The organism is Streptomyces sp. NBC_00016 (genome assembly GCF_045040885.1).
GTDB classification, from domain to species: domain Bacteria; phylum Actinomycetota; class Actinomycetes; order Streptomycetales; family Streptomycetaceae; genus Streptomyces; species Streptomyces coriariae.
Map to the genome: position 1 here is coordinate 1,633,894 of NZ_CP108304.1, position 12,369 is coordinate 1,646,262.

The following is a 12,369-nucleotide window of genomic DNA, read 5'->3' on the forward strand; positions in this document are numbered from 1 at the left end:
ATCACCCTTCCCGGGCCGTGATCGACTGTTCCACCCACTGGCGCAGAGCGGGGGCGGGCGCCGCCCCCGCCTGCCGGGCGACCGTCTCGCCCTGGTCGAGGACGAGCAGTGTCGGTACCGCCTGGACCTCGAAACGCTGCGAAAGCCGCGGGTTCTTGTCGATGTCGACCTTGACGAGTTTGATGCGGCCGGCGAGATCGGTGGCGACCTTCTCCAGCGCGGGGCTGACCATGCGGCAGGGGCCGCACCAGGTGGCCCACAGGTCGACCACGACGGGGACGTCGGCCCGCTCGGCGACCTCGGTGAAGTCGTCGTCGCCCGCGTCCACCATCCACGGCAGGGGCTGCTTGCAGTGGCCGCACTTGGGGCGGCCCTCCGCGGCCGCGGGCACCCGGTTGGTGCGCCCGCAGTTCGGACAACTGACGGTCGTCGCCTGCATCGTGCTCATGCCGCCCGCGCTCCCTTCACGTCCTCGGGCTGGTCGTAGGTGACCACCAGCTCTCCGTGCTCGGCATCGACGCGGACCGTCGCGCCGTCCTGGACGTCGCCGCGCAGCAGGGCGCGTCCGACCAGCGTCTCGACCTCGTGGGAGATGTAGCGGCGCAGCGGCCGGGCCCCGTACACCGGGTCGTAGCCCTGATGGGCGATCACTTCCCGGGCAGCAGGGGTGAGTTCGACGGCGATGCGGCGTTCGGCGAGCCGCTGCCGCAGTTCGTCGAACTGCAGCTCCACGATCCGCTCGATCTGCCGCTCGCCGAGCGGTTTGAACAGCACGATGTCGTCGACGCGGTTGAGGAACTCCGGGCGGAAGTGCCCGCGCAGCTCGCCCATCACCAGGGCGCGGGCGTCGGGCTTGATCTCGCCTTCGGCTGTGGCGCCGTCGAGGAGGTGTTCGGAGCCGATGTTGGACGTCATGATGATCACGGTGTTGCGGAAGTCGACGGTGCGGCCCTGGGCATCGGTGATGCGACCGTCGTCGAGGATCTGCAGCAGGGTGTTGAAGACATCGGTGTGCGCCTTCTCGACCTCGTCGAACAGCACGACCGAGTACGGCTTGCGGCGTACGGCCTCGGTGAGCTGGCCGCCTTCCTCGTAGCCGACGTATCCGGGTGGTGCGCCCATGAGCCGGCTGACGGTGTGCCGCTCCTGGTACTCGCTCATGTCGAGGCGGACCATGTTCTCCTCGGAGTCGAACAGAGTCCGGGCGACGGTCTTGGCCAGCTCGGTCTTCCCGACGCCGGTGGGGCCGAGGAAGATGAACGAGCCGATGGGGCGGCGAGGGTCGCGGATGCCGGAGCGGGCGCGGATGACGGCGTCGGCGACGAGCTGGACGGCCTCGTCCTGGCCGATGACGCGCTCGCGCAGGATCTCGTCGAGGCGCAGCAGTTTCTCGCGTTCGCCCTCCTGGAGGCGGGCGACGGGGATGCCGGTCCAGGCGGCGACGATCTCGGCGATCTCCTCCTCGGTGACGACCTCGCGCAGCAGCCGGTTCTGCCCTTGTTTGGCGGCCAGTTGCTCCTCCTCCGCGGCGAGTCGGCGCTCCAGGTCCTGGAGTCGGCCGTAGCGGAGTTCGGCGGCTCGGTTGAGGTCGTAGGCGCGTTCGGCCTCCTCCGCCTCGTGGCGGACCTGCTCCAGTTCCTGGCGCAGTTCCTGCACGCGGCGGATCGCCTGCCGTTCGGCCTCCCACTGGGCGCGTTTGGCGTCGGCCTCGCCGCGCAGGTCGGCCAGTTCCCTGCGCAGCTCCTCCAGGCGGGCCTTGCTGGCGGGATCGGTCTCCTTGGACAGGGCCGCGTCCTCGATCTCCAGGCGGGTCACCCGGCGGGTGATCTCGTCGAGTTCGGCGGGCATGGAGTCGATCTCCGTACGCAGCCGGGCACAGGCCTCGTCGACGAGGTCGATGGCCTTGTCGGGCAGGAAACGGTCGGTGATGTAGCGGTGGGAGAGCGTCGCCGCCGCGACCAGCGAGGTGTCCTGGATCTTCACGCCGTGGAAGACCTCCAGGCGTTCGCGCAGTCCGCGCAGGATGGAGATGGTGTCCTCCACGCTCGGCTCGTCGACCAGGACCTGCTGGAAGCGGCGTTCGAGGGCGGCGTCCTTCTCGATGTGCTTGCGGTACTCGTCGAGGGTGGTGGCGCCGATCATGTGGAGTTCGCCGCGGGCGAGCATCGGCTTGAGCATGTTGCCCGCGTCCATGGCCCCTTCGGCGGCGCCCGCGCCGACGACCGTGTGCAACTCGTCGACGAAGAGCAGGATCCGTCCCTCGGCGGCCTTGACCTCGCTGAGCACGGCCTTGAGGCGTTCCTCGAACTCGCCGCGGTACTTGGCGCCGGCGACCAGGGAGCCCATGTCGAGGGCGAACACCGTCTTGTCGCGCAGGCCCTCGGGGACGTCGCCGCGAACGATGCGCTGGGCCAGGCCCTCGACGATGGCGGTCTTGCCGACGCCGGGGTCGCCGATGAGGACGGGGTTGTTCTTGGTCTTGCGGCTGAGGATCTGGGTGACGCGGCGGATCTCCGCGTCACGGCCGATGACCGGGTCCAGCCGCCCGGACCGAGCCTCCAGGACCAGGTCGCGACCGTACTTCTCCAGAGCCTCGTAGGCGACTTCGGGGTTGGCGGAGGTGACGCGCTGGTTGCCGCGGACCTGGGTGAGCACGCTCAGGAACGAGTCGCTGGTGATGCCGGCCTGTTTGAGCAGGCGCCCGGCGGCCGTCGAAGAGCTCTCCTCAGCCAGGGCGAGCAGGAGGTGTTCCACGGACACGTACTCGTCCTTGAGGCGTTTGGCCTCCCGTTCGGCGGCGTCGAACAGGCGGGCGAGGCGCTGGGTGACGAAGACCTGGCCGGGTGCCGCGCCGGGGCCGGTGACCTTCGGGCGGCGGGAGAGTTCCTCGCGCACGGCAGCGCGCAGTTCCTTCGGCTCGGTGCCGGCCTGTTGCAGCAACCGCGGGATCAGACCGTCCTCCTGATCGAGAAGCGCGAGCAGCAGGTGTTCCCCGTCGACCTCGGTGTGCCCCATGCCGACGGCCGCGGTCTGGGCCTCCTGGAGGGCTTCCTGGGACTTCTGGGTGAGACGGTTCATGTCCATGGGGGTGTTTCACTCCTCGTGCCGCGGCCGCGCAGGGCGGATTCGAGCAGACTGATGCGGTCGAGCAGGTCGAGCACCAGGCCGATGGATGCGTAGTTGAGGCAGAGTCCGGTGCGCAGCCGCTGGATGCGGGCGAGGACCGCCGGGGCCGTGGGGTCGAACACCAGGCGCCCCGCCGAGTCGCGTTCGGCGTCGACCAGGCCGAGGGCGACGAACCGGCGGATCAGATCGGGGTGGAGGCCCGAGCGAAGGGCCACGGCGGCCAGGGAAAGCCTGGGGATGGGCACGAGCGCGTACCGGACAGCCGTCGAGGCGGTGAGGTCGGCGCCCGTCCGCACCGGACGGGCGCCCACGCCGGCCCGGCCGATGCCTGCCGCTCCCGCGGGTCGGTCGTTCATCACGTCCTCCTGGGGTCGAACGGGGAAGTGGCGGCGAGCTCCTCGAACAGTTCGCGCTCCCGGTCGCCGAGGGTGGGCGGCACCATGACGCGGAGTTCGGCGTACAGATCGCCGTTCGCGCCCCGCGGGTTCGGCATGCCCTCGCCGCGCAGCCGCAGCCGCCGGCCACTGGACGAGCCCGCGGGCACCGTGACCTTGGCCGTGCCACCGCCGGGCGTGGGCACCGGCACGGTCGCGCCCAGGGCCGCCTCCCAGGGGGTGACCGGGACCTGGACGTGCACGTCACGGCCGTCCAGCCGGAACCGGGGGTGGGGCTGGACACGCACCCGCAGGTACAGGTCGCCCGCGGCGGCGTCACCACTGCCCTGGCCGCCCTCACCCGCCAGCCGGATGCGCTGCCCGTCGGTGACGCCCGGCGGCACGTCGACCTCGTACCGCCGCGGCTGCCCGGTGGGACCGGCGAGCGTGACGGTGCGACGGCCGCCTCGGTACGCCTCCTCGACGGTGAGCGGCAGTTCCGCCTCCTGGTCCGCTCCGGGGACGCCGCCTCGGGCGGCGCCGGCTCCGAACATGGAGCCGAACAGGTCCTCGATGTCGATGCCCTCCGCGCCGAAGTCGTCGCCGAAGCCGGTGGCGTACCGGACACGAGGACCGCCACCGCCTGCGGTCCTCCGGCCGCGGAAGCCGCCGCCCGCTCCCGCCGCGACCCGTTCGTCGTAGTCCTCCGGGATCTTGCGGAAATCCTCGCCGAAGCGGTCGTAGCGGGCTCGGGTCTTGGGATCGGACAGGACGCTGTATGCCTCGTTGAGGTCCTTGAAGCGCTCTTCCGCCCCGGGATCCTTGTTGACGTCGGGGTGGTGCCTGCGGGCGAGTTTGCGATATGCCTGCTGGATCTCGTCCTGGCTCGCGGTCCGCGAGACGCCCAGCACCTCGTAGAAGTCCCGTGCCATGACCGGTCACTCCCGCTTCGCGACCGTCACGGCCGCGGGCCTCAGCTGTCGTTCGCCGTCCCCGTAGCCGGGGCGCAGCACCTCGACGACCGTGCCCGGTGGGGCGTCGGGGTCCTGGACGACAGCGACCACCTCGTGCCGGGCCGGGTCGAAGGCGACGCCGGTCTCCGCGTGCCGCGGGTAGCCGAGCAGTTCGAGGACGTTCACCGCCTGGTCGCGTACGGCCCGGATGCCCTCCACGATCGCGCCCGGATCGGCGCCCGCGTGGGTCAGGGCGAGTTCGAGGTTGTCGAGGACGGGCAGGAAGGCGGCCGCCGTGCGGGACCGCTCCACCGCCCGTTCGCGCTCCAGTTCCCTGGCGTGACGCTTGCGAAGGTTGTCGAGGTCGGCGAGTGCGCGCCGCCAGCGGTCCTCCAGTTCCTGGATCGCGGTCGTGTACTCGTCCTCGGCACGCGCGGGGCCGGCGGCGTCGGGTCCCGGTTCGCCGCTCGCCGCTTCGGACCGGGGCGGGCCCGGTTGGGGCAGATCCCCGCGCGGAGGGCGTCCGGCGCCTTCCGGCGCCGGTACGACCGGATCCGACGTGGCCCGGTCGGGTTCCTGGGGGTGAGTGGGCATGGCGCGCCTCAGCCCTTGTCGAACTCGGCGTCGATGACATCATCGTCACCGCCACCGCCGCTCGTGGGACCGCCGGCGGCGTCCTGGCCGGGACCGTCGCCCGTGGCGCCTGCGCCCTGATGGGCCGTCAGCCCCGCGAGCACCTGCTGGAGTTCGGAGGTCAGGGGCCGCGCGCGCTCCACGCCCGCCTCTTCCTTGACCGCCGCCCGGGCGTCGGTCACGAGCATCTCGGCGCGTGCCTTCTCGTGCGCGGGTGCTGCGTCGCCCAGTTCGGCGAGACGCTTCTCGACCTGGTACGCGACGGCGTCGAGTTCGTTGCGGGCGTCGACGGCCTCGCGGAGTGCCTGGTCCTGGCCCCGGTTGCTTTCGGCCTCCTGGACCATGCGTTCGACCTCACCGCGGTCCAGGTTGGAGCTCTCGCTGATGGTGATGCCCTGTTCCTTGCCGGTGTCCCGGTCGCGGGCCTTGACGTTGAGGATGCCGTTGGCGTCGATGTCGAAGATGACCTCGACCTGCGGTTCGCCCCGCGGCGCCGGCCGGATGTCGGTGAGCTGGAACCGGCCCAGCACCCGGTTGTCGGCGGCCCGCTCGCGCTCGCCCTGGAGGACCACCACATCGACGGCCGGCTGGTTGTCCTCGGCGGTGGAGAAGGTCTCGCTGCGGCGCACCGGGATGGTGGTGTTCCGCTCGATGATCTTCGTCATCACTCCGCCGCGCGTCTCCACGCCCAGCGACAAGGGGGTGACGTCGAGCAGCAGGACGTCCTTGACCTCGCCCTTGAGCACCCCGGCCTGGATCGCGGCGCCCAGGGCCACGACCTCGTCGGGGTTGACGCTCATGTTGGGGTCCTTGCCACCGGTCAGCCGACGGACCAGAGCCTGCACCGCCGGGATACGGGTGGAACCGCCTACGAGGATGACCTCGTCGATGTCGCTGTCGCCGACCTTGGCGTCGGTCATCGCCTGCTGCACCGGTCCCAGGCAGCGCTCCACCAGGTCGCCGGTGATCTGCTCGAACGTGGACCGCATGATCGAGTCGGTGAGGTGCTTGGGGCCCGAGGCGTCGGCGGTGATGAACGGCAGGTTGACCTGCGTCTGCGTCACCGAACTGAGCTCGGTCTTGGCCTTCTCCGCCGCCTCGAACAGTCGTTGCAGCGCCTGCGGGTCCTTGCGCAGGTCGATGCCGTTCTCCTTCTGGAAGTCGTCCGCGAGGTGATCCACCAGACGCCGGTCGAAGTCGTCGCCGCCCAGGTGGCTGTCACCGGCGGTGGAGCGCACCTCCACCACGCCGTCGCCGACGTCGAGGATGCTCACGTCGAAGGTGCCGCCGCCCAGGTCGAAGACGAGGACGGTCTCGTGCTCCTTCTTGTCCATGCCGTACGCGAGGGCGGCCGCGGTCGGCTCGTTGATGATCCGCAGCACCTCCAGTCCGGCGATCCGTCCGGCGTCCTTGGTGGCGGTGCGCTGAGCGTCGTTGAAGTAGGCGGGCACCGTGATGACCGCCTCCGTGACCCGCTCCCCCAGCTGCTTGGAGGCGTCGTCGGCGAGTTTGCGCAGCACCTGTGCACTGATCTCCTCAGGCGCGTACAGCTTGTCGCGCACCTTGAAGCGGGCGGCCCCGCCGTCGCCCTCGACGACGTCGTACGCCACCGCCCTGGCCTCTTCGGAGATCTCGTCGAAGTGCCGGCCGATGAACCGCTTGGCCGAGTAGATGGTGCCCTTGGGGTTGAGAATGGCCTGGCGGCGGGCCAGCTGGCCCACCAGACGTTCCCCGGTGTCGGTGAAGCCCACCACGGACGGTGTCGTGCGGTTGCCCTCGCTGTTGGGTACGACGGACGGCTCGCCGCCCTCCCACACGGCGATCACCGAGTTGGTGGTGCCCAGGTCGATGCCCACTGCCTTGGCCATGGGGAACTCCTCCCGGTACGGCGCCTGCGCCGACTCTGCGGATCACGTTCGTTCAGGTACGGGTGGGACCTCCGCCGGTGGTCTGCAGCCCGCCGATCAGCCGCACAGCCTCGTCGGCGACCTGCTCGTCCACGACGACCTCGTACCGGCTCGGCTGCATCGAGCGGATCGATACGAAATCCCGGCGACCCCCCTGCAGGGTGTGCAGCAGCATGCCGAACAGCGCGCCGACGATCGCTCCGAAGATCAGCCCGTACAGGGCGAGGAGCAGGGCGGAGACGACGGGGTCGAGCCAGTTCACAAGGCCGAACAGCCAGCCGATCAGGGCACCGGGAGGCGCACCGCTCGCCGCTCCGTGAAGGGCGGCCCTGCCGTAGTCCATCCGGCCGGTCACCTGCTCGACCAGGCGCAGGTCCTCGCCGATGATCGCCACCCTCTCCACGGGAAACTCGTGGTCAGAGAGGTGGTCAACGGCGCGTTCGGCTTCCCGGTACGTCTTGTACGAGGCAACCGGCCTGCGATAATGCTCTGTCATCGCCCCGCCCTTCCTGCCGGTGCGCACGGAGGTTCTCGAACACCCCCAGAGTGGCGAGCCGCGTGGCTCCGCGCCTGCGCCTGGCGAGGCAGAAATACACGGGTCCGGTCGCCCCACGAGTACGAAAGGACAATCCGAACATCTCGGATGAGCGGCCTGCCGGCGGGTACTCGGAGCACCGATCACCTCCCTACAGGCGCGGGAGAACGGAGTGACCCCATGGCCGGCAGCCGGGCGCACGACCTGTACCGCCTGTACCGCCGCCGCTCCGACCGGGAGGGCAGCCTCCCGCAGGGCAGCGGCGGGCGGCACCCCGTGGCCGCGCGGAGAGGGCCCCGCCCACCCGCTCCCACGCCCGCCCATGCCCTGCACGACCTGATGGTTCTCTCCAGCGCCCTGTTCGACACCCCGGACGAAAGCGAGATCCTGCGCCTGGCCATGAACCACATAGCCGCCGCGGGGCCGTACAGCGCCGAGGCCGGATACCTCAAGGTGGGCGGCGACCTGGTCCCCAGCCCGAGGAACAGGCAGACGCATGCCTCGGCCGTGGGCCGGAGGGTGCGGGAGCTGGCAGGGCAGGACGGCCCCGTGACCGTACCCGGCAGACCCTGGGGCCGAGCCCTGGGGCTACGCGGACTTGAGGAACTCCATGGCTATCTCGTGGTGACGTCCCGCTCCCGGCCCACCGCGGCCGAGCGATCCCTGCTCGCCACGATCGTCCAGCACACCGCCGCTGCACTGTCAGTCGCCTTCGCACACCGCCGCCAACACGAGGACACGCTGGAACTGCACCGGCTGAGGGACGAACGCACAGCCCTCCAGGGGCGGCTGATCTCCGTCGTGGCCGAGCGGGGCTACCAGCGGGCCGTTCACGCGCTCATGGCCGACGCCGCTGCTTCGAGCGGCGGCGAGGAAGCCATCACCCGCGCACTGCACGGGCTCACTGGACTCCCCGCGCTGGTCGAGGACCGCTTCGGTCGGCTGAGGTCCTGGACCGGCCCCGGCCGCCCCGACCCCTATCCGGAACCGGACCCCATGCGCCAGGACGAGATGCTGTACGTCGTCGCCCGGGAGGTCGGGCCGGTGCGGATAAAGAATCGGCTGATCACCCTGGTCCGCCCGCACGGCGAGATCCTGGGCGTGCTGGCCCTGGTCGATGTCCGGGACGAGGCCGACGAGCACACCCTGCTCGCGCTGGAACACGCCGCCACGTCGCTCTCCCTGGAGCTGGCGCACCTGCGTAATCTGGCCGAAGTGGAGCTGAGGCTGCACCGCGAGCTGGTCGACGACCTCCTGGCAGGGACGGACGAGGCGAGCGCCTACGCCCGGTCCGAGGCAGTCGGGTACGACCTGCACCGCAGCCACTACGTCGTCGTGGTGCAGTGGTCGAACCGGACTGCGGACGATTCCTTCGCGCAGACCGTGGGCCGGGCGGCCTCTGCCGTGGGCATGCGCTCGCTGCTGACCCGGCGTTCCGACCACGTGGTCCTGGTCGCCAACGACAGGCCACACACCCGCGCGCTGTACGAGGCCCTCGCCCGGGAGACCGGGACACGGTCCGGGACGATCGGGGTGAGCGCTCCTTCCGACTCCCTGGCCGACATTCCCCACCGCTACGAGGAGGCGCAGCGCGCCCTGGAAGTGCGCCGCCACTCTCGCGAGCGCTACGGCACGACGTTCTTCGACGACCTCGGCCTCTACCGCATTCTGGGACCTGGCCATGACTACCGGGAACTGGAGACGTTCGTCCGCGAGTGGCTCGGGCAGCTCATCGACTACGACTCCCGGCACCACGCGACCATGGTGGAGACCCTGGCCCGGTACTTCGACTGCGGCGGCAACTACGACGAGACCGCCGAATCCCTCGCGATCCACCGCAGCACGCTGCGCTATCGGCTTCAGCGCATCCGCGACATCAGCGGCAACGACCTCGCGAACGTCGAGGACCGGCTCAACCTCCAAGTGGCGACCCGAGTGTGGAAGATCATGCTGGGCGGACTCGGCTGATACCTCGCTGGAACGCTACAGCGCTGCAGTGGGTGGCCGGGCGGCGGAGGAGCATCTGCCCACCCTGTGGATGCCGGACGGCCGACGGCGATCCGGTCGAGCGTCGTTGTGCCGGATCACGGCCGTCATCGCGAGGATTCGTTGCATGACGCGGGCGACGACCCGGCCGGGCGTGCGCCCTCGGTGCTGTTGGAGATCGAGCTGTCCCTTCCTCGGTAAGGAGCGCTTCAGCCTCTGCCGGTCGGCATCCGTCGAACGCGGCCGACCGGATCGCAGGTCAGCCCAGCACCTCTTCGATCGGGGCGTCGGCGTCCACGTAGCGCACGAGCTTGCGGTTCGCGAATTCCACGAGGCCCGCGTCGCCGAGTTCGCGCCCGTAGCCGGAGCGCTTGATGCCACCGAAGGGCAGCTCCGGTCGGGACGCGGTCGGGTGGTTGATCCACACCATGCCCGCCTCCAGCCGGTCCGCGACCCCGCGAGCACGTTCCGGGTCGGCGGCGAAGACCGCGCCTCCCAGGCCGTAGGGGGAGGTGTTGGCCAATGCCACGGCCTCGTCCTCGTCCTCGACCCGGTAGACCACGGCGACGGGGCCGAAGAGCTCTTCCCGGTAGGCCCGCATGTCCGGTGTGACGTCGGTGAGGACGGTCGGCTCGACGAAGGCGCCCGGCAGGTCGGGCCGCCCGCCGCCCAGCACCGCCGTGGCTCCCTTGTCCACCGCGTCACGGACCTGCTCCATCAGGAGTTCGGCCGCGGCCTCGGAGGACAGCGGGCCGAGCGTCGTGGCGGGGTCCATCGGATCTCCCGGTTGCGCCTCGCTCATCCGGTCACGCAGCCCGGTGAGGAAGGCGTCGTAGACGTCGGCAAGGGCGATGAAGCGCTTGGCCGCCACGCAGCACTGCCCGGTGTTGCCCATCCGGCCGAGGAACGCGGCGTACACGGTGCGCTGGAGGTTGTGAGCGTCCAGCACGACGAAGGGATCACTGCCACCCAGCTCGAGGACGGACTTTTTGACATTGCGGCCGGCGATCTCGCCCAAGCTCACGCCCGCCCGCTCGCTTCCGGTCAGTGAAGCTCCCCGCACACGCGAGTCATCGATGATCTTCCCGACGTCCCTGCCCCGCACGAAGAGATTGGTATAGACCCCGGCCGGTGCACCCGCATCCGTGAACAGCTGCTCGAGTGCCAGTGCGGACTGGGGGCAACTGCTGGCGTGCTTGAGCAGGATCGTGTTGCCCAGGACGAGGTTCGGACCCGCGAATCGGACCACCTGGTACAGCGGGAAGTTCCAGGGCATCACACCGAGAAGGACGCCGAGCGGCTCGTTCACCAGCACGGCCGTGCCCTCGGGCACCGGCAGGGGTCGCTCTTCCAGCAGCTCCGGGCCGTGCTCGCCGTAGTGGGTGAGGATGTCGGACGCGAGGTCGACCTCTGCACGGCTCGAGTTGATCAACTTGCCGACCTCAAGGGTCAGCAGCCGCGCCAATTCCTCCTTGCGCTCCCTCATGAGCCGGCCGGCGCGTTGCACGAAGGCCCCACGCTCGCCCGTCGACCGGGCACGCCAAATCGGAAAGCTACGATGCGCCGCGTCGATCGCGCGCCCTACGTCCTCCGAGTTCAGCGCCGGGAACTCCCGAACCCTTTCACCGGTGTACGGATTGACCGTGGCGATGGGGCTTCCCTGGGCAGTGACATTGGCGTCCATGGCGCCTCCCTGGAGTCGGGGCTCCTCGGGTTTCCACGCCAGGGCCCGCTCACACCTGCCGGTATCTCTGCCGTGGCTCGGCCTGACCTGGGCCACGCTCGAGACGCTGGCCTTCTCCCAGTCCCTCCATCCGCCGGGTGACCTCGAAGTCTTCAGCACGCCGCCCGCGTCACATCGGCATCGCCCCGGACGCTGCGTGCCCGCCGGGGACGCACGGCACGGTGGGTGACGCCCGCGGATCAGGCCCCTCGTCGGCCGCCATGGCGTGAGGTGCACACGGCTGACGGGCCCGAGACGTCCTCCAGCAGATCCGTGCGCGTCGTGCTGGTGGCCGAGCCCGGTCCGCCCCGGAGCCAGGCGAACGCCGAGGGCCGGACACCACCGACGGGTGACGTCCGGGCCGCGGCCCGGTCGTCACCGGGCTGGCGCGCCCCCGCTCGTCGTGCAACGCCGTGCAGCCTCCTGCGGACGGACGGCCGCACGGCCGTCCGAGGGATGCCTGCGCACTTCATGCTGCTCTGCCAGGGGAAGAGGGGGTGCCCTTTTTCGGCCTGGGGTGCGGAGGCGCTCAGCAGGGGGCTCTGCGAATCTCGACCGGGTAACAGCCGATGGCGGCGCGGGCGGGAGCGAACGACGCCGTCCGTTCCGGTGAGGAGGCGAGAGGCATGACCGTGATGGGTGTGTCGAAGTTCGAGAGGTTCTTCCGCGCTGCCGCAAGCCTCGACGTGGACAAGAACGACCTGAAGCGGTACGGCGACTTCGTCGACGCCAAGCTCTACGACCTCCTGGTCGTCGGCCAGGCGTCGGCCAAGGCCAACGGCAGAGATACCGTCGAACCGTGGGATGTACCGATCACCAAGGGCCTCCAGGAGAGCATCCACCGGTTCCGGCGGCTCGACGAGGAGGTCGAGTTGAAGCCGATCCTGGAACAGCTCGCCACGCACCCTCCCCTGGACAGGACACCCACCCAGGAGGCTGAAGAGCGCTACCCCGAGATCATCGGCGGTCTCAGCGTCGCCCTCGCCGAGACGTTCAAAATCATGTATCCGGATGTCAAGAACCCGCAGACCAGTCACTGGGAGGGTGTGACCGCGGTGTTCGACCGGCTGCTGTAGCAGTCGCGCCCCGGTGCATGTCGCCGGACGGAACAGAGATGCCGGACGGGGAGCGG

The 12,369-nt window shown here is 70.2% G+C and carries 10 protein-coding genes and 1 pseudogene; 2 read left to right on the forward strand and 9 right to left on the reverse strand.

The window, feature by feature from the left end; translation table 11 throughout:
- Position 1 precedes the first annotated feature (1 nt).
- The 7 genes from trxA to OG933_RS07410 are packed head-to-tail and all read right to left on the reverse strand — an operon-like array spanning position 2 to position 7,489.
- Complete coding sequence (gene trxA / locus OG933_RS07380; protein WP_362519150.1) at positions 2 to 448, reverse strand: thioredoxin; 447 nt, start codon at positions 446 to 448, stop codon at positions 2 to 4.
- Positions 445 to 3,084 (reverse strand): ATP-dependent chaperone ClpB, encoded by a 2,640-nt coding sequence (gene clpB / locus OG933_RS07385; protein ID WP_362519148.1) that lies wholly within the window; start codon positions 3,082 to 3,084, stop codon positions 445 to 447. Before clpB ends, trxA begins: the two co-directional genes overlap by 4 nt.
- Positions 3,075 to 3,482 carry a chaperone modulator CbpM gene (locus OG933_RS07390; RefSeq protein WP_405626045.1) on the reverse strand — a complete coding sequence of 136 codons (408 nt, stop codon included), beginning with the start codon at positions 3,480 to 3,482 and terminating at the stop codon, positions 3,075 to 3,077. Before OG933_RS07390 ends, clpB begins: the two co-directional genes overlap by 10 nt.
- The gene (locus tag OG933_RS07395) at positions 3,482 to 4,432 is read right to left on the reverse strand and encodes a DnaJ C-terminal domain-containing protein (protein WP_405626047.1); all 951 of its coding nucleotides are present in this window, start codon (positions 4,430 to 4,432) and stop codon (positions 3,482 to 3,484) included. Before OG933_RS07395 ends, OG933_RS07390 begins: the two co-directional genes overlap by 1 nt.
- Before the next feature lie 6 nt (positions 4,433 to 4,438).
- The gene (locus OG933_RS07400) at positions 4,439 to 5,047 is read right to left on the reverse strand and encodes a nucleotide exchange factor GrpE (RefSeq protein WP_362519139.1); all 609 of its coding nucleotides are present in this window, start codon (positions 5,045 to 5,047) and stop codon (positions 4,439 to 4,441) included.
- An 8-nt stretch (positions 5,048 to 5,055) separates the two neighbouring features.
- Complete coding sequence (gene dnaK, locus OG933_RS07405; protein ID WP_405626049.1) at positions 5,056 to 6,954, reverse strand: molecular chaperone DnaK; 1,899 nt, start codon at positions 6,952 to 6,954, stop codon at positions 5,056 to 5,058.
- 52 nt (positions 6,955 to 7,006) lie between these two features.
- Entirely contained in the window at positions 7,007 to 7,489 is a 483-nt protein-coding gene (locus OG933_RS07410; RefSeq protein ID WP_405626051.1) for a general stress protein, read from the reverse strand.
- A gap of 219 nt (positions 7,490 to 7,708) precedes the next feature.
- Between OG933_RS07410 and OG933_RS07415 the strand changes: the two genes are divergently transcribed.
- Positions 7,709 to 9,496 (forward strand): PucR family transcriptional regulator, encoded by a 1,788-nt coding sequence (locus OG933_RS07415; protein ID WP_405626054.1) that lies wholly within the window; start codon positions 7,709 to 7,711, stop codon positions 9,494 to 9,496.
- Positions 9,497 to 9,511: 15 nt separating this feature from the next.
- Here OG933_RS07415 and OG933_RS07420 read toward each other — a convergent pair.
- Together OG933_RS07420 and OG933_RS07425 are read right to left on the reverse strand one after the other, a co-directional pair.
- Positions 9,512 to 9,706: pseudogene (locus OG933_RS07420) on the reverse strand (hypothetical protein); the annotation flags it as partial.
- A gap of 67 nt (positions 9,707 to 9,773) precedes the next feature.
- A complete protein-coding gene (locus tag OG933_RS07425; protein ID WP_405626056.1) occupies positions 9,774 to 11,198 on the reverse strand; it encodes an NAD-dependent succinate-semialdehyde dehydrogenase in 1,425 nt (474 codons plus the stop codon).
- Between the two features lie 665 nt (positions 11,199 to 11,863).
- On the opposite strand from OG933_RS07425, the gene OG933_RS07430 reads away from it, so the two are divergent.
- The gene (locus OG933_RS07430; protein ID WP_362519121.1) at positions 11,864 to 12,313 is read left to right on the forward strand and encodes a DUF1931 family protein; all 450 of its coding nucleotides are present in this window, start codon (positions 11,864 to 11,866) and stop codon (positions 12,311 to 12,313) included.
- Positions 12,314 to 12,369 lie beyond the last annotated feature (56 nt).